Raw genomic sequence first — 19,955 nt, 5'->3', positions numbered from 1 at the left:
TGAAAATACCAAAATGGTGATTTTCTAAATCGGGGTTAACCTTCATGGATCCATTAGTTCATCATAAAAAAATGATTCCTAATGAATAATTCAGGATTAAGGGTTTTTTAAAACTCCTTCTCCTATTTCATAGATATTCAAGCTTAAATTAGCTTTTTCTAAAAACGCCTTCAAATGCCCCATTTTTGATAGAGTCAGTTATTTGTCACTACAGCAGTGCTTTGTGTGAAAAAGCCAAAAAAGTAACGTAGTAAAAGTGAGGTGTGAAGTAAGCGTTAATGTTGTTCAGAATTTCCGTGCGTATTATACAAGCCTTAAGTTTGTATAAAGTGATTACTTCTAAAATCAATAGAAGTTCAAAAACCAGAAGTACGAATAAATTGAATAGTAAAATGAACAACAAAAGTATATACCTGGGGGGGGCAAAAATCCAAAATTCTGCCAAAGAAGTGAAGGGTGATTTTGTGGAAATCAACAATGAAAAATATTACAAGATCAGTAATTATGATTCAATGGATGATTTCTTCATGACCATTGTGAGTGATTCGGACCATTGGATGTTTTTGTCGAGTAACGGTGCTTTAACAGCGGGGAGAAAGAATAGGGATAATGCATTGTTTCCGTATTATACCGATGATAAAATACATGATTATTGCGGCATAACAGGAAGCAATACCATATTGCTTGTTGAAGATACCGATAAGGTTTTTTTATGGGAGCCATTTAGTAAAAATAAAACTCAAGTATATGATCTAACAAGAAATATCTACAAGAGTGTTTATGGCAATAAAATCATTTTTGAAGAGACCAATAGAGATCTGAATTGTACTTTTCAGTATGGCTGGAGTTATAGCGAGAAGTTTGGTTTTGTAAAAGATTCGAAACTAATTAACCATAACGATTTGGAGATTAAAGTTGATGTATTGGATGGTATTCAAAACATTCTTCCCAATGGCGTCGATTACAATTTTCAGAATGAATACAGTAATCTTTTGGATGCCTATAAAAAGAATGAATTATTACCTGCTAGCCGACTAGGACTGTTTATGCTGAGTTCTATTCCAGTTGATCGGGCTGAACCAAGTGAATCCTTAAGTTGTACAACCGTATGGTCGAAGGGTTTAAAGGGGGCTAATGTGCTTTTGTCAAATCAACAACTTAGTAGTTTTAAGGCAGGTTCAGGTGTTGTAACCGAGGTTGATGTAAGGGCAGAACGCGGAGCTTATTACATTAATTCTAAGCTTCAGTTGGCAAGTAACGAAAGCCAAGAGTGGGTTATCGTTGCGGAAATTAATCAGGATGGTGCCGATGTGGCAAATCTGGAGACATTTTTGGAATCTGGTAAAGATGCCATTGATGAGCTAAAGGTAGATGTTGATTTAGGAACAAAGCATTTGATTAATATTGTTTCTGATGCGGATGGTATACAACTAGGTGAAGATGAATTAAGTTGTGCACGTCACTTTTCAAACTGCCTGTATAATGTGATGCGTGGAGGTATTTACTTCGATAATTATAACATTACAGCCAAAGATTTTGGCTTATATGTACACCAAACAAATACCTTACTCGAGAAACAAGTCGAGAGTTGGCTTGAAAAATTACCTGAGCAACTGAGCTATCAGGAACTCATTCGTTTGGCTGAAGAGTCAAAGAATGCTGACTTAATACGAATCAGTTACGAATATTTACCACTCACTTTTAGTAGGCGTCATGGCGATCCTAGCCGTCCATGGAATCAGTTTGCCATCGAAACTAAAAATGATGATGGCTCCGATAAACTAAGCTATCAAGGTAACTGGCGCGATATATTCCAGAATTGGGAAGCTTTAAATATTTCCTTCCCCGAATTTACCGAAGGGGCTATAAGCAAATTTTTAAACGCATCTACAGCCGATGGTTATAATCCATATCGCATTACACGCGAAGGTATTGATTGGGAATCTCCTGATCCGGATGATCCCTGGGCTTACATTGGCTATTGGGGCGATCATCAGATTATCTATTTACAGAAGTTTCTGGAGTGGTCGGTAGCCTACCATCCACAAGCCTTAAATAAGCTGCTTAGTGATGATGTATTTGTTTATGCAAATGTGCCTTATCGCATAAAATCGTACGATCAAATATTACTTGATCCGCAAGAAACCATCGATTTCGATTTTGAATTAAATGATAAGATCAAATCACGTGTTAGCGAGCTTGGGGCCGATGCCCGTTTACTTTGGAAGAATGAAAGTGACTTGCACCGTGTTAATTTAACAGAGAAACTACTCGTTACACTTTTAACTAAGTTGAGTAATTTCATTCCTGAGGCTGGTATTTGGTTAAATACCCAGCGTCCCGAATGGAATGATGCCAATAATGCTCTTGTCGGAAACGGTGTATCTATGGTCACGCTTTATTACTTGCGACGCTTTGTTAAATTTTGGAGTTCTAAATTGGGTTCAATAGCTCTGGAGAATGTTGAGATATCTCAGGAAGTTAAAACTTTATTTGAAGGCGTCTATAAGGCTTTCACAGACCACCAATCATTCCTTAATTTAGGTTTCCTGGATGGAGATAGAAAACAGCTGACAGATGCCTTAGGGCAGGCAGGTAGCGATTACCGTTCCACAATTTATACCTCTTCTTTTTCTGGACTAAAAGAAGAGATGAGTATTAGTTCGATAAGGGAGTTTCTGGACTTGTCATTGAAATTTATCGATCAGTCAATTAGCGCTAATAAAACAGAACATGGACTTTACCATGCTTATAACCTAATTTCCTTTAATGAGCGCGAAGCCAGTATTCGTCATTTATACGAAATGCTGGAAGGACAGGTGGCCGTTTTAAGTTCAGGATACCTCAATGGAGAGCAAAGTCTTGAGGTGCTCGATGCCTTAAAAGCGAGTCAGTTATTCCGGTCGGATCAATACAGTTATATTCTATATCCCGACAGGCAGTTACCTCGTTTCACGGATAAGAATATTGTTATGCCTTCAATTGTGGAAGGCTCAAAATTGCTTCAACAACTGGTTGATAATGGCAATACAAAGTTGATTAAAAAAGACCATAAAGGAAACTATCATTTTAATAGCAACATTCGTAACGCTAATGAGTTGAATAAAGCGATTGACGTTTTGGATAAGGTGGAATATGGCAAGCTTAGCAAAGATGAACGTGCCTATATATTATCGATGTACGAGGCTCTTTTTGATCACCAATCTTTTACAGGGCGTTCGGGTACTTTTTACGGCTACGAAGGTTTGGGAAGCATTTATTGGCACATGGTTTCAAAACTCCTATTGGCAGTTCAGGAAACTTATTATCAAGCCAAAGAAGACGGGGCTGATGCGGTGTTGTTAGGTCAATTAAAAGACCATTATTTTGAGATTAAGGCCGGTATTGGTTTAAATAAATCACCAGAGTTATACGGCGCTTTTCCTACCGATGCTTATTCGCATACACCAGGAAATGCAGGGGTTAAACAGCCAGGAATGACCGGGCAGGTAAAGGAAGATGTGATTTCAAGATTTGGTGAATTGGGCATTCAAATATCTGATGGACAAATACACTTCAATACTTCATTAATCAATAAAGATGAAGTATTAAAAGCACCAGCTGATTTTATATATAATAACATCAATGGAGAGCGTCATGCGATTCGTCTTGAGGCGGGCCAATTGGCTTATACTTTCTGTAAGGTGCCTGTGGTATATACGCTTGGTGAACCTAAGCAGATAACGATTGAATTTTTTAACGGAGACTCAGTTAAGATCTTATCAAACGCAATAGATCCAACATATAGTTCATCCATCTTTAACCGGGATGGACAAGTGAAATTAATTCAAGTAACCGTAAAACAATAGCACTATGTCTGGAAGAAGTGAATATGTAATGTCATTGGCCGGCATCGATCTTTCAAAGAAAAGTAAGGACTCCAGATCCTTTTTATTCGAATCAGTTTTAAAAGAGGGCATGCATGGTATATGCATTAGCCCTTATGTTGAAGGTCAAAAGCCAGGTGATCAACTTACGGAAGAGCAGATTGTTCGTCGCATTGAAATTATTAAGCCTTATACGAGTTGGTTAAGGACATTTTCATGTACCGAAGGAAATGAGTTGATTCCTGAAATTGCCAAAAAGAATGGGCTTAAAACCTTGGTTGGTGCGTGGCTGGGTACTGATAGGGCAATTAATGAGAAGGAAATAGCCAATGTTATTGAACTCGCTAAAAATGGTCATGCCGATATGGTGGCCGTTGGCAATGAAGTGCTATATAGAGGAGATTTGACTGAAGCAGAACTATTGGAATATATCGAAAGGGTGAAACAAGCCTTACCTACAATTCCTGTGGGTTATGTTGATGCTTACTATGAATTTGAGAACTGCCCGAAAATCACTGAGGCCTGTGATGTAATAATGGCTAATTGCTACCCTTACTGGGAGGGCTGTTGTTTGGAATATTCACTTTTGTATATGAAAGACATGTACCGAAGGGCCGTTAAGGCTGGCAAAGGTAAGAAGGTGATCATTACGGAAACAGGGTGGCCAAATGTAGGCAAGCAATTTCATGGTGCTTTGCCCTCTGATGAGAATGCCATTAAGTACTTTATCGATGCCCAATGCTGGTCAAAGGAGGAAGATATTGAAATGTTTTATTTCTCTTCGTTTGATGAAAGTTGGAAAACCAGTACCGAAGGTGATGTAGGCGCTTATTGGGGTCTATGGGATAAAGATGAACAACTAAAGTATGTAAAGTAATGCATAAGGGATTGAATATTGAACATGCTAATGCCATTTGCTATTCCGGATTTCGTGAGGGGCAAAGCCCAGATACGGGCATTTTTCCTTCGTACGATGAGGTTAGGGAAGATTTGTTTATTCTTAAGGAAAACTGGAAATACCTAAGGTTATACGATTGTGATCAACATACCGATACAGTGCTTGAAGTTATCAGCAAGGAAAAGCTAGACCTAAAGGTAATGTTGGGAGCTTATATTGGTGCTGAAATGAATAACTTTTCGTGTCCTTGGGGAGGTTCATATAGTGAGGAGCAATTGCTTGCTAATAAGCTACAAAACCAGAGTCAGATAAATAAATTGATTCGTTTGGCGAATCAGTACCCAGACATTATTGTTGCGCTGTCGGCAGGTAACGAAGCATGCGTTGACTGGACCGATCATTACGTATCGCCCGAGAGTGTGATTAGTTACGTAAGGCTTCTTAAGGCAGAAACTAAACAGCCGGTTACCTTCTGTGAAAATTATGTACCATGGTTAAGCAAGTTAGAAGACTTAGCTCAAGAGGTAGATTTTATTTCCATTCATACCTATCCGGTATGGGAATACAAACACATTCACGAAGCCTTGGAGTATACCAAACAGAACTATAATAGCATCGCTAATAAATATCCAAATGTACCGGTAGTTATTACCGAGGCAGGTTGGGCTACCAATTCAAACGGGCGAGGTATTAATACCGATAACGTGAGTGAGGAGATGCAAAGTATTTACTACAACGATTTGCTTAATTGGAGTAACGAAGAGCAAATACTAACCTTTGTTTTCGAGGCATTTGATGAACCCTGGAAAGGTTCAGACGATGCTATGGAACCTGAGAAACATTGGGGCTTATTTACTGTTGATCGTAAACCCAAAAAGGTGATGCAAGAGCTTTATCCAGAATTTATAAAACAAGAATAAACTTGATTATCAGATTATGAGACAAATCCTAAGAAAAACAATTCAGTATTTTGTTCTAGCTATTTTAGCAATGACCGTTATGTCCTGTGTTTTTTCAAGCCAAGCATCAAATAATGATGGTGATGCGGTGGAAAGTCCATCGCTTAAACAGGGCAAAGACGCTTTGATTAATAATGTATCAAGGGCTGTTTGTTATTCAGGATTTAGAAGCGGGCAACATCCAGACAGAGGGGAAGGTGCTAAAAATCCTACCGATGCTCAGATACTGGAAGATTTACAGATAATTTCCAAGGATTCCTTATTTTCTTTAATTCGCTTGTACGATTCTGGTGAAAATTCCCAATCTGTTTTGCGCATCATACAAGAGGAAAAACTGAATATTAAAGTGATGCTTGGTATTTGGTTAAGAGCCGAGTTAAGCAATCACGAAAGTTGTGCCTGGTTAAGTGAGCCCATTCCACAAGAAGAGTTGGATCATAATAAAAAGCTTAATGTTAAGGAAATAGAGATGGGTATTAACCTTGCTAACAAGTACTCTGGAATTGTAGTTGCAGTTAATGTAGGTAATGAAGCCTTGGTTGATTGGAACGATCATAAGGTACATGAAGATACCATCATTAGCTACGTGAATAGAGTAAAGCAATTTATTGCGCAAGATGTGACGGTAGCCGAAAATTATGAATGGTGGGCAGCGCATGGCGCAAAATTAGCACAGGCAGTTAATTTTATTTCAATACACCTATATCCTGTATGGGAAGGCAAAGACATTGACGAGGCTATGTCCTATTCCATTGCTAATGTTCAGAAAGTGCGTGATGCTTTACCACAATCCAAAATTGTGATTAGCGAGGCTGGTTGGGCTTCAGTAGCATCAGAGTTTGGAGAAAGAGCCAGTGAAGAAAAACAGGCCATGTATTATAATGAATTGATGCAATGGTCGGAAGAAATGAATATTACCACCTTCTTTTTTGAGGCTTTTGATGAAGACTGGAAGGGTGACCCTAACAACATGATGGGAGCCGAAAAACATTGGGGTTTATATACGGTTGATCGCTTACCCAAAGAAGTAATAAGGCAAATGCAATAGAAAATCTATGATGAGCAATTAATATTTACCCCATTTATAAACTCTAAATCAAGATTTATGAAACATTACAAAACAGCTGCTGAAGACAGAGTCCCCTTTGGCCAGAAAGCTGCATACGGAGCAGGTCAGTTAACCATAAACCTTTATCCAGCTGCCTTGGGCGTTTTTATGTTTTACCTCATTTATGGGTTTAAAATGGATCCGGCATTGGCTGGCTTGGTAGCAGCCTTGCCAAAGATTTTCGATGCCATTATTGATCCAATAATGGGTTATGTAACAGATAATACAGTCTCTCGATGGGGCCGAAGAAAACCTTATATTTTGTTGGGAACCATCTTGACTGGAATAACATTCATGATTCTATGGCAAATGTATCCCGAGAATTCTGAAATGTATAATTTCATTTATTTCTTAAGTTTATCATTCGTTTTCTTTATTTCGTTTACGATATATTCAACACCCTTTATTGGTCTGGGTTATGAAATGACAGCTGATTACAATGAACGAACCCGTTTAATGGCAGTTGGTCAGGTTTTTGGACAAATGGCCTGGATGATTGCCCCTTGGTTCTGGATCTTAATTGGTAATCCTGATCTGTTTTTTGTTGAGTCAACCGAGGGGGTAAGAGTACTATCTGTTTGGGTTGGTGGTTTCTCTATTATCCTTGGTGCATTGCCAGCCTTCTTTTGTAAAGAAATGGTTTTACCTGGTGCGCAAACAGGAACAAAGATTAGTTTTAAAACGATGGCTACTAACCTTAAAGAGTTGTGGAAAGGTATAATACAGACTTTAAAATGTAAGCCATTTGTTAAACTGTGTAGTACCACTTTTCTGATTTTTAATGGTTTTCAGACTATCGCCCAATTTTCCTATTTTATAATTCTATACTACCTCTTTGAGGGAAGCATTAGTGCTGCGGGTACATGGCCTCCATGGTTTAGTACAGTTAATGCAGCAGCTACGGCATTTTTGATTATACCTATTATTGCAAAAATATCGACTAAGGTTGGAAAGAAGAATGCATTCATTATTTCTACCTTTCTTTCAATAATTGGTTATGTTTTAAAGTGGTGGTGCTTCGACCCATCGAACCCATGGTTAATGTTTATCCCATTGCCTTTTATTTCATTTGGTATCGGAGGTTTGTTTACACTAATGATGAGTATGACGGCTGATGTTTGTGATTTGGATGAACTTAACAATGGTAAGCGACGTGAAGGTACATTTGGTGCCGTATACTGGTTAATGGTTAAGATTGGTAATGGTTTAGCAATGGGTTTAAGTGGAGTTGTGTTGAAGTTGGTTGGATTCGATCAAAATGCACAAGTCCAATCAGCTGAATCAATGGTTAACCTTCGTTTGGCTGATATCATTATTCCTATCTTTTTTGCACTTGTGGCCATTGTAATTATGTGGAATTACTCCATAACAGAGAAGAAAGCTCACGAGATTAGAGAAGATTTAATAGCTCGCAGGGGTAAAGCTCAACATCAAGGTAAGGCTGAATAATATTAATAATATAATCCGGATTAAGGAAGAAATGTCTAAAGGTAGTTCTTCCTAAATCTGGATACTAACACGAATGGTATGCACAAATTATTAATACTTGTATTTCTAGCAGTTGTTTCAGCTTGTATTAATTTTTCAACTCCTAAAATTGATATTGTAAGTGTGGTTGACAGACAGGTTTTTGTGAACCAATCTCCCTATATCATAAAAGGTATATGTTATCATCCGGTTCCGCTTGGGAGTGATGTACGCAGTTTTAATAAGCTGGAAGAAGATTTGCAACTGATGAAGAATGCTGGAATTAATACCATCCGTGTCTACTCGCCTATTGCCGATCGTAATGTTTTAAATAAAGTCGATTCGATGGGAATGAAGCTCATCATTAGCTTTGGATTTAATCAGAATGGCAATTACGATATTCTCTCAGGATCATTTATCAATTACGTTAGGGAGTTTAAAACGCATAATGCCATTTTATTTTGGGAGCTTGGTAATGAATACAACTATCATCCCGAGTGGTTCGAAGGAGACATGAAAAATTGGTATAGAGCTATGAATGACGCGGCTAAGCTTATTCATAGAACAGATGCTTTTCATCCGGTGGCAACGGCACATGGTGATTTGCCTGATTCACTTGCCTTATCAATAGGAAGCGCAATTGATGTTTGGGGCATGAATGTTTACCGTTGGGATAATCCTAAACAGATTTTTTCGGAATGGGAAAAAATAAGTGAGAAACCAATGTATTTGGCAGAGGCTGGTGCAGATAGTTATATGTCCATTCCGAAAGATGGATATCAGCAAGGGCCAAATGAAAAAGCTCAGGCCGATGCTACCTTAGCTATTCTCAAAGACATTTTTGCACATCAGGATATTTGTTCGGGTGTATGCTTATTCTCTTTTACTGATGGCTGGTGGAAAGCCGGGAGTAATGCATCCATTGACCCAGGAGGTTTTGCACCTGAGAGCAGTGGTGTGCCATACGACGGTACAGCCAATGAAGAGTATTGGGGCATTACAAAAATTGACAGAGAACCCAAAGACGCCTATTATGTGGTGGAAGCGATTTATTCCAAGGGTAAGTAGTCGGATATTTAGATAAAAGGAAAGTTTAACTATGAAGTATTTATTTCTAATAGGATTATTGGTTTGGATAGTTTCTGATTCTCAGGGACAAACGAAACAAGTTAAGGATGACTTTGAGGGAGGTGGAACTATTTCGAGCTGGTTTGGAGATGAATGTACCATTGATAAGAGCTTTTCGAATCCAAAACAAAACGGAATTAATACTTCGGCAAGCGTATTAAAGTACCACGATGAAGGAGGATTATATGCCAATGTTCGTTTTGATGTGGCCAATAATTTCAACCTCGTATCAAATCATACTTTTACGCTGAAAATTTTTGTGCCATCAGAAGGCTTAAGTGGTAATCAAACCAATAAGGTTTCCTTAAAACTTCAGGATGGAACAATTGGAGCACCGTGGTCTACCCAAAGTGAGATACTTAAACAGGTAGCCTTGGATGTTTGGCAGGAAATTAGTTTTGATTTTGAATCAGATGCCTTTATTAATCTCGATCCAACATCAATGGCACCAACTCAGAGAAGTGATTTTAATAGAGTTGTAATACAGGTGAATGGTGAAAATAACACGGATCATGTTTTGGCTTACATCGATGATTTCACTTACGATGGAAGCATAGAAGCAGATCCTGAATTTACGCAATTGATTTGGGCCGATGAATTTGATGGCAATGGAGACATTGATCAAAACAAATGGTTCAGACAGCATCAGTTACCTATTGGTGGAGGCTGGTATAATGGCGAGCTTCAACACTATACCGACAGATTGGATAATTCATATCTTGAAAATGGTATATTGAAGGTTGTTGCAAAAAAAGAAACATACAACGATCAGGGCGTGACTAAGAATTATACTTCTGCCCGACTCAACTCAAAATTTACGTTTAAGTACGGCAAGGTTGAGGTACATGCTAAATTACCTAGTGGCGTTGGTACCTGGCCTGCAATTTGGATGCTTGGTAAAAACATAAATGAAGATGGTGCTTATTGGGATAATCAAGGTTATGGCACAACAGCATGGCCGGCCTGCGGCGAGATTGATATTATGGAGCATTGGGGCAGTAATCAAAACTTTGTTCAGAGTGCTACACATACACCATCAAGTTATGGAAGTACGGTGAATCATGGAGGGCAGACCATCTCAACTGTCTCAAGCGAATTCCATGTATATACGCTGCAATGGACAGAGGACAAACTTGTTTTTAGTGTTGATGACATGGTTCACTACACCTATAAACCAGATGTTAAAAATGCGGATACCTGGCCCTTTGATGATGAGCAATATTTATTATTCAATGTGGCTATTCAGTCTACTATTGATCCTAACTTTCAAGAGGGTGCCATGGAAATTGATTACATACGAGTGTATCAGCAAGACGAAGCTACCGCAATTAAAGAACCAACCAATCAGGAGAATAAGGCTCATATTTATCCCAATCCTGTCAGTAATGAATTACAAATTCTGTTTGATGAAGATATTCAGCATGAGTTGAGAATTAAAATTTATAATACTTCTGGGCGACTAATCAAAACATACTCGAAGATACCTTCCAATAATTACATCCGTATAAGTGATTTTGGATGCTTTCCCAAAGGGGTTTACCTTATACATGTTGAGAGTGATACGGTTCAGCAATGTCTAAAAGTAATGAAGGACTGATATAATTGTCAGATTAGGCTCATTTGACTTCGTCGATTTTCAATTCAGTCTTCAATCGGTATTAATGGCTAAGCTATAAGTTGTTTTAGCGCATAGATAACTGAAGGAAAGGTGTTTTGCTTGCAGGAATAGCATTTTGTGATGCAGGACTACTATTATTCAGTGCAGGAACCCCATTTTGCTTACAGGATTAGCATTATAAAAAAATAATCAGCTTCCTGCAATATTAATTGTATTCCAAATCCGATTGCATCGGATGATTGATGAATCATTTTGCTAATTATCCCGATTATTTCAGGAACTATGTTCTTTAGTTTCTCGACAAAACCTTGAGTCCATTATAATGATTTAGTATTAATTACTAATCGGTTAAAATTCTCCTATATATATTGTCACTAATATATTTTCATTTAAAATATCAGGCCTTTTTTGGGGTTTATTTGATTCATTCTGCAATAAATGTGTTAAAGTGGCAAATATGAGCGCTTTAAGCTTGGAAAACGTAGTAAAAATGAGGTGTGAAGTAAGTGTTAGTGTGGTTGAAAAATAGCCTAAAATCAGCGGTATGGATAGATTTGTTAACGATGATTTAAAAAGCTTAAATCATTACAGTTATATAAATCTAAAAACAACTATCATGAAGAAATTTTTACTAGGATTAATGGTTTTATTAACAGCCAATGCATTTGCACAAAGTACGCACACTATCGATTTTGAACCTACTGGTGTCGGTGCGGATTGGACATGGATCATGGATCAGAACGATGATAATCCACCAATGGAATTTATTGCAAACCCAGTTAGTGGTGGAGTTAATACCAGCGCGACGGTAGCTAAATTTATTGCGAGACAAACAGGTGCTGCTTGGGCTTTATGTATCACAACTGGTGATGGCGAGTTTACGTTTGATAATACCAACTCAACTGTTAAGATGATGGTATATAAAACGGTGGTAAGTGATGTTGGATTTAAAGTAGAAGGAGCGGACCCGGCAACAGAAATTAAGGTCGCCAACACATTAATCAATGAATGGGAAGAATTAACTTTTGATTTTAGTGGTGTTGAAGGACAATCATACAATAAGCTTGTTATTATTCCGGACTTTACAGCAAGAGCACAGGAAAACATTGTTTATTTCGATAACATTCAGGTGCCAGATGGTGTAGATGCAGCGCCTGAAAACGAACCAACTTCGGCTGCATCAGCTCCAAGTCATTTACAAGCTAATGTTTATTCTTTATTCAGTGATACTTACACCGCTAATGCCCCTGCTAGTTGGACACAAGGTTGGGGATCAGGTAGTGTTGAAGATTTTGATATTAGCGGTAATGCCACTAAGAAATATACGGCTCTAAATTTCCAAGCTATCACCTTAGCTTCTACAATAGATTTATCCGCTTATACACATATGCATATCGACACATGGATGCCTGTAAGTGGTGAGTTTGGTGTTAAATTTCAAGATTTTGGAGCTGATGATTTAGATGAGTATCCAAATGTTGATGATTCCGAGTTTGAAGTGAAAACAGGATCAAAACAAACAGCGGAAACTTGGGTAGGTCATGATTTTGCCATATCAGATTTTACAGGCCTAACTGGAACTGCTAATTTAGGTCAAATTCAGGTTCTATTAGGTTCTATTGATGGAACAGCTGAAGGAACGGTATATATCGATAACTTGTATTTCTATAATGGTACTCCTACAGCCATTGGCGACGCTAAAATTGAAAAACTTTCTATCTACCCTAATCCAGTAACTGATGTTTTAAATATTCAAGGACAGGATGAAGGTACTGTAGTTGAGATTTATGGTGCTACAGGTAACTTGGTTAAGAAAGTACAAGTGTCAGCTGGTTCAGTAAATGTAGCAGAATTAGCGCAGGGCGTTTATTTTGTTTCAGTTAATGGAGCCACTTCAAAAATTATTAAGAAATAATTACAATCTGTAATTTATATATAGGGGACATTTATCGTCCCCTATTTTTTTCACTTATCACAAATCTACTTAGTTCATTTATTAAAATCAGACTTGATCTGGTATTATTATCTACTCTGAAAACTAAAATTCTATGTTGTCTAAATTGAAAACTATTCAGCTATTTTTAGCTTTTGTATTTACTTGCTTTTTATATACGGAAGCAGCCGACCTACCCTTAACTTTTGAATCAGGTACCAACGATATTACCAATTTTGATGGGGGTGTATTAACAATTGAGGATAATACTCAAAAAAGTGGAATAAATACGAGCAACAAGGTGGCTCAAATGGTTAAAAACGATTGGGAAATCTGGGGAGGTAGTTACATCACTCTTGATAATAATATTGATTTCAATAGCGGCAACACATTTAAAGTGAAAGTGTTTTCTCCTCGAATAGGCGCTAAGGTGTTTTTGAAAGTGGAAAATGCAAATGATGCTGACATTAATTTTAGTAAAGAAGTTGAAACGACAAAGGCAAACGAATGGGAAGAATTAAGCTTCGACTTTAATGGTATAAATACGGCAAACAACTATCGTAAAATTGTTTTGATTTTCGACAATGGAACCAATGGAGATGGTTCGGCCAATTTTACGTTTCTAATTGATGACATCACTCTGGTACAAGTGGATGATGTTGCGCCAACAACCCCGGCACCAACACCTCCATCATATCATTCTTCAAAAGTAATTTCCATCTTTAGTGAGGCTTTTAATACCCTGGATGGAACCAATTTTAATCCTTGGTGGGATCCTTACCAAACTACAGTAGGAAGTATAGTAGAAGTGCAAGGCAACGAAATGGTTAAACTGCGCACATTGAATTTTCATGGTTTCGAATTATTAGAAGAAGTCAATGCAGCTGGCATGAAATTCTTACACATTGATGTCTGGACTGCCAATGAAACAACATTGGATATTTATCCAATTACACGATCGGGCGAACGCAAAGCTAGCCTTACACCGCTTACTCAAAATACATGGAATAGTTACGATATAAGATTATCAGATTTAGTTAGTCAAAACTTTAATTTAGCCGATTTATACCAGTTTAAATTTATTGGCGCCGGTGGCAATACTGTTTATATCGACAACTTGTATTTCTACGATGATAATGCCACATTAGACACTGAAAACCCAACAGCGTTTACTGCTTCTGTAGGTAATGTAACTTATAATAGTATTGAATTAATACTAAATGCTACAGATAATTCGGGAGCCATTGAATATACCATTACTGTTGGCGGAATGACTACAACAATAGGCGCTGTTTCAGGCGTTCAAAAATCATATGAGTTTACACGTTTGCCTTCCGATACCGAATTTACTTTTTCTCTTACAGCAAACGATTTAGCTGGAAACTCTGCAGCCAATAATCCTCTTGAAATCATTCAAAGCACGGGGGTGGGCTATGCCGAACCAGCAGTTTCATCACCAACACCGCCAAGTCGTAATGCTTCGGATGTCATTTCTGTTTTTAGTGATGTTTATGTAACAATTCTCAATACTAATTTTAATCCTTGGTGGAACCAGAATACCTGGTTTTACTCCGTTCAGGTTGGAGGAAACGAAGTATTGATGTATGAAAACTTCAATTATCAAGGTATAGAAATAGGAAGTAAAGTAGATGCTTCAGATATGACCTACTTACATGTTGATTTATGGACACCAAATGAAACATCTTTGAGTATTTCACCGATTAGTGAATCAACTGGAGAAAGAGCCTTCAATTTTTCACCAATCAATCAAAATCAGTGGAATAGTTATGATATACCTCTATCGAGCTTTACGATACAAGGTTTGTCGATGAGCGACATACTACACCTTAAATTTGTTGGTTCAGGTAAGTCTATTATTTACTTAGATAACATTTACTTCCATAAGGGTACACCAACTGCTATTGATGATGTGAAGACTGAAAGCCTAAAGCTATATCCTAATCCGGTACTTGATATACTAACGATTGAAGGTCTAGAAGATGGTACTTTAGTTGAAATTTACGGAGCCTCAGGAAGCTTGCTTAAGAAAGTTTACATTTCGGGTGGAAGAATTAATGTAGCCGATTTAGCTAAAGGTGTATATTTTATATCTGCCAATGGGATTACATCTAAGCTGATTAAAAAATAACATCTGAATCCAAGAAAAGAGTGGGCATTTTGTCCTCTTGTTTTTACACGTATCGGTTATGCAGCAAAATGTCTGGCCGTTTAAAATCCAATCTTATGAAAAAGTTCTTAATTATTGCCGTATTGCTAAATATGATGATGTTTGGAAGTCAGGCACAAACCATTCCTGTTGGTGATGGTAGTTATACTACCTCTTTTCCTGGAACCGATATAGCAGGAAGAAACAGTTATCCGGCCGGAACACCACAAGTAAGTGGCAATGCTTTGGGAAAACCAATTCCAACTAACGACTGGTATTCAAAAGTGTTATTGGAAAATCATGCGGGTAATATGTTTAATTATCCAATGGCCTTAAAAACCACCAATGCTGGTTTAGTAGTCAGTTATATTCCATGGGGAGTGTGGGATGCCTACGATCCGATTGAAGTTGGTGTTTCAGGCTTAAATGCAAGTAGAGCAACAGTAGCCGATCATTCTGATTGGACAGTGACCCTTGACTGGAACAGTGGCGATTTTCAGGCCACAGCCGGAATAGGTATGCCTTTTATCTATTTTGATAAGGCGGATGCTGAGCTTGCTCAAGTTAATGTGAATAAGGGTACGGCTACCATCTCCAACGAAATGCTCATTATTGAAGACGCCCATTACAGTGCCGATTTTGTGGTTTATGCACCAGTTGGCAGTACATGGAGTCAAGCCGGTGATACTTATACTTCAACACTTAATGGACAAAACTACTGGTCGATGGCCATGCTTCCCTTGAGTGCAGCAAATGTTACCACTGTAGCTGAAGAATATAAACAATATGCCTATGTGTTTCCTACAAACACTACTGCCAATTGGTCTTTCGACGAAAGTACCTCAAAAACAACAACTACCTTTATCGTAAGTACCGATGTAAAAGAAGGAACAGATACAGATGTTCTCTTGGGCTTACTTCCTCATCAGTGGGCTAATTTGGCTGTATCATCAGCACTGCCAAATCAATACAGCTATGAATCGGTTAGAGGAGAGCTTAAAACCTTGGCAGGAAATACATTTGCTGTTGAATATACCTATAAGGGCATCTTACCTACTATGCCTTATCTAGCTAATTACAGCGATGGTTTTAGTCCTGCTGAACTAGCTTCTAAAATCTCTCAGATTGAAAATGATGCTTTAGCAACCTGGACAGATTCTTATAACGAAGGTCAGGTGATGAATCGATTAATACAAACGGCTCGTATTGCCGATCAGATGGGCAACACTGAGGCTCGTGACAAAATGATTGCGACCGTAAAAGAACGATTGGAAGATTGGTTGACTTATCAAAGTGGGGAAGTAGCTTTTCTCTTCTATTATAACTCTGATTGGTCGGCAATGATTGGCTATCCTGCCGGTCATGGTCAGGATGGCAACCTGAATGATCATCACTTCCATTGGGGTTACTTTATTCATGCTGCCGCCTTTATGGAACAGTTTGAGCCAGGATGGGCAGCTCAATGGGGCGATATGGTTAATCTGTTGGTTAGAGATGCAGCTTCACCTAACAGGAATGATGATACTTTTCCTTTCCTAAGGAATTTTAGTCCCTATGCCGGACATTGCTGGGCAAATGGTTTTGCCAGCTTCCCTCAGGGAAATGACCAGGAGTCAACCTCGGAAAGTATGCAGTTTAACTCTTCACTAATCCATTGGGGAAGCATTACTGGGAATGATGAGATACGTGACCTAGGAATACATTTGTATACAACCGAGCAGTCGGCTATTGAAGAATATTGGTTTGATATGTATGAGCGCAATTTCAAGCCTGAACAACAATACAGTTTGGTTTCTCGTGTTTGGGGTAATTCATACGATAATGGAACCTTCTGGACGGCTGATATTGCAGCCTCCTACGGTATTGAAATGTATCCCATCCATGGTGGATCACTCTACCTAGGGCACAATACCGCTTATGTCGAAAAATTATGGAACGAAATAAAAGCTAATACAGGCATATTAAGCAATGAAGAAAACCCAAATCTGTGGCATGATGTGATGTGGGAGTATCAGGCCTTTATTGATCCGCAAGGAGCCATTGATTTGTATAATTCTAACCCGGATAGAAATTTGAAGTTTGGTATTTCGGATGCGCAAACCTACCATTGGTTGCACAATATGAATGCGATGGGTACCGTCAATACAGGTATTACGGCCGATTATCCGATTGCTGTGGTGTTTGATAAGGATGGCGACAAGACCTATGTGGCACATAACTATACAAATGCCCCCATAAGCGTAACTTTCTCTGATGGATATACTTTGGATGTGCCAGCTAATGCCATGGCTACAAGTAAAGATATAGATGCTACCGGTGTATTAAGTTCCGATTTTACACGAGCTTATGCCAATGGCAGTGTTAACTTATTAGTTGAAACCACAGGTGCGGGTATCACGAAGGTGGATTTTTACGACGGCAGCACTTTTATCGGAACAAAGGCTGATGCACCTTATACCTTTAAAGCTGATAACTTAAGCCTTGGAGTACATGGCATGTATGCAAAAGTATATGTTGGTGAGGATTTTATTGTGAGCAATACAGTTGATGTACAGGTGGGTGAACAAGTTCCATATTTAGGAACTGCCTTTGCCTTGCCAGGGGTGATTGATGCAGGTAACTACGATAAATATGAAGGCGGTCAGGGACAAGGTATTTCATATGTGGATGTTTCAGCAGGTAATGCTGGTGATTATAGAACAGATGAAAATGTAGATGCTACATCCGATAATTCAGAAGGTAAATTCATAAGTCATATTGCCACTGGCGAATGGACTGAATACACTATTGATGTAACGGAGTCTGGCTTATACTCAATGGCCTTTCGTTATGCTTCAGGCAATGTCAATGGAGGTGGACCATTTTCTTTGGTGGTGGATAATGAAGAAATCGTTTCGAATATTAGCGTGCCTTCAACATCAACAACTAGTTGGGATGTGTGGGCAACAAAGACGGTTCAGGATATTGCTTTAACTGAGGGTGAACATGTGTTAAGAGTGGAGTTTTCTGCCGGGGAATTTAACTTTGGTAAAATGACTTTCACCCGTACAGGTGATCTGCCCTATTCTTATCCAACAGCTTCAGCAGGAGCTAATGTAAAAGTGCTTTGGCCATTGTCTACAGCAACTTTAGATGCTACAGGAAGTAGCGAATCGACTGGACAAGCTTTAACTTATCAATGGACACAAATTTATGGACCCTCATTGGTGACTTATGATGATAATACCATAGCTCAGCCTTCCTTAAGTGGATTGCTTGAAGGAGTCTATCGCTTTAAGCTTGAGGTAACTAATGTTGATATGCGAACGGCAAGTGATGAGGTATTGGTAATAGTTAGTAGTACGGCCAACATTGTTCCAACCGTGTCACTCACTTCCCCTGAAGAAGGGGCAAGCTATAAAGAGGGAGAAGAAATCACCATAGCAGCCAGTGCCAGTGATTTGGATGGAACCATTCAAGGTGTAGACTTTTATCAAAACGATGTACTGATCGATTCAGATGATACTGCTCCATTTGCTATTGAATGGACCAGCACAGCTGGAGACTACGCTTTATCAGCTAAGGCCATTGATGATGGAGGCGCTATTGGTGAATCACAGGCCATCAATATGTCGTTTGAAGAAGTGCGATCTTGCACAGGTAATTCAAGTGAAGCTCGTGAAGGTTCATTTAGTGTTGGTTATAATTATGAGTTTGAAACAGTAGGTACCGATGTGACTGTTACCTTCGAGCTACAAGATGATAAAGATGGTGTGGTCGCCTATTTATTTAATGAAAATCCATTTTCAGAGACAGCGATGAATCATGTTGAGGGTAAAACATTCTCAACAGTCCTTGCTGGTCAGCCGATAGGATCGACCATTAGTGTGGCATGTAAATTTGCTTTTGCCGGAGGCCTTGCGGTTACTAAATACATCCAGTATGTGGTTGGTGATAATTGCCAACCGGATAATGAAGCTCCTACTGCATTTACAGCATCTGTAGGAGAAGTCACACAGTCGAGCGTGGAAATTCTATTGAATGCTACTGATAATTCGGGAGCTTTGCTCTATAAAATTAGCTATAATGGCATCACAAAAACCACAACCGGTATTTCTGGTGAAGAAACCAGCTATAAAATTACGGCTCTAAATCCTGAAACCTCTTATTCATTTTCTGTTACCGCTTCAGATAATTCGGGTAATGATGCAGCCAATAATCCGATTGTGTTGAATGCCACAACAACAGAAAGCACTAATAATGCCTGCTCCGGAACTTCTTCTGAGGCATCGCAAGGGGCTTTTGACATAGGGTATAATTATGCCTTCTCGACCTCAGGTAATGATGTTAACATCAGCTTTGAGCTATTGGATATCAAAGATGGTCAGGTTGCCTATTTATGGAATTATACCAATGGTTTTGTTGAATCGGGCATGTCGAATTCGAATGGTGTGTTTACTACAACATTAAGTAATCAAACGCCAGGTGCTGTGCTACAATTGGCTTGTAAATTCGCCTATGCAGGTGGCTTATCGGTGACTAAAGTATTTTCGTATACCGTAGGAGATAATTGTGTGCCTACTAACATTGGAACTAATAACAATGCATTGAAAGCACCTTATCCAAATCCGGTTACTTCCTTTTTAAACATTGAATTACCAAGTGAAAACAGTGTAGTAAAAGTGTTTGATATGAAAGGTGTTGCGATAGATGTAATTGAAGCAGATTCAAAGCAATATCAATACGATATGAGGGCTTATCCGGCGGGAATTTACTTTGTCTTAATTGACGGACAAGCACCATTAAAGATTATTAAAAAATAAAGATAGTTT

General features: G+C 38.6%; 10 protein-coding genes. All 10 read left to right on the top strand.

The annotated features are described in order from the left end of the window. Positions 1-392: 392 nt before the first annotated feature. On the top strand, positions 393-3,848 hold the full coding sequence (locus ACRD7B_RS05070) for a hypothetical protein (protein ID WP_430823391.1): 3,456 nt from the start codon (positions 393-395) through the stop codon (positions 3,846-3,848). Positions 3,849-3,852: 4 nt separating this feature from the next. Next, positions 3,853-4,743 carry a glycoside hydrolase family 17 protein gene (locus tag ACRD7B_RS05065; protein ID WP_430823390.1) on the top strand — a complete coding sequence of 297 codons (891 nt, stop codon included), beginning with the start codon at positions 3,853-3,855 and terminating at the stop codon, positions 4,741-4,743. Next, positions 4,743-5,684, top strand: coding sequence for a glycoside hydrolase family 17 protein (locus ACRD7B_RS05060; protein ID WP_430823389.1), 942 nt, complete (start codon positions 4,743-4,745; stop codon positions 5,682-5,684). The genes ACRD7B_RS05065 and ACRD7B_RS05060 overlap by 1 nt, the downstream gene beginning before the upstream one ends. A gap of 16 nt (positions 5,685-5,700) precedes the next feature. Then, positions 5,701-6,771 (top strand): glycosyl hydrolase family 17 protein, encoded by a 1,071-nt coding sequence (locus tag ACRD7B_RS05055; RefSeq protein WP_430823388.1) that lies wholly within the window; start codon positions 5,701-5,703, stop codon positions 6,769-6,771. A gap of 57 nt (positions 6,772-6,828) precedes the next feature. Beyond that, positions 6,829-8,280, top strand: a complete 1,452-nt coding sequence (locus ACRD7B_RS05050) for an MFS transporter (RefSeq protein WP_430823387.1) — start codon at positions 6,829-6,831, stop codon at positions 8,278-8,280. Between the two features lie 78 nt (positions 8,281-8,358). Beyond that, complete coding sequence (locus ACRD7B_RS05045; protein WP_430823386.1) at positions 8,359-9,366, top strand: glycoside hydrolase family 2 TIM barrel-domain containing protein; 1,008 nt, start codon at positions 8,359-8,361, stop codon at positions 9,364-9,366. Between the two features lie 31 nt (positions 9,367-9,397). Next, positions 9,398-11,023: a family 16 glycosylhydrolase gene (locus ACRD7B_RS05040; RefSeq protein ID WP_430823385.1), complete on the top strand. Its 1,626-nt coding sequence runs from the start codon at positions 9,398-9,400 to the stop codon at positions 11,021-11,023. Between the two features lie 637 nt (positions 11,024-11,660). Then, entirely contained in the window at positions 11,661-12,959 is a 1,299-nt protein-coding gene (locus tag ACRD7B_RS05035; RefSeq protein WP_430823384.1) for a T9SS type A sorting domain-containing protein, read from the top strand. A gap of 133 nt (positions 12,960-13,092) precedes the next feature. After that, positions 13,093-15,126, top strand: a complete 2,034-nt coding sequence (locus ACRD7B_RS05030) for a T9SS type A sorting domain-containing protein (RefSeq protein WP_430823383.1) — start codon at positions 13,093-13,095, stop codon at positions 15,124-15,126. A 95-nt stretch (positions 15,127-15,221) separates the two neighbouring features. Continuing rightward, positions 15,222-19,946 carry a glycosyl hydrolase gene (locus tag ACRD7B_RS05025; RefSeq protein WP_430823382.1) on the top strand — a complete coding sequence of 1,575 codons (4,725 nt, stop codon included), beginning with the start codon at positions 15,222-15,224 and terminating at the stop codon, positions 19,944-19,946. The last annotated feature ends 9 nt before the right edge of the window (positions 19,947-19,955 follow it).

The sequence above is a fragment of the Carboxylicivirga fragile genome (genome assembly GCF_050589805.1).
Classification (GTDB): Bacteria; Bacteroidota; Bacteroidia; order Bacteroidales; family Marinilabiliaceae; genus Carboxylicivirga; species Carboxylicivirga fragile.
This window is presented reverse-complemented; position numbering and strand designations above follow the sequence as displayed.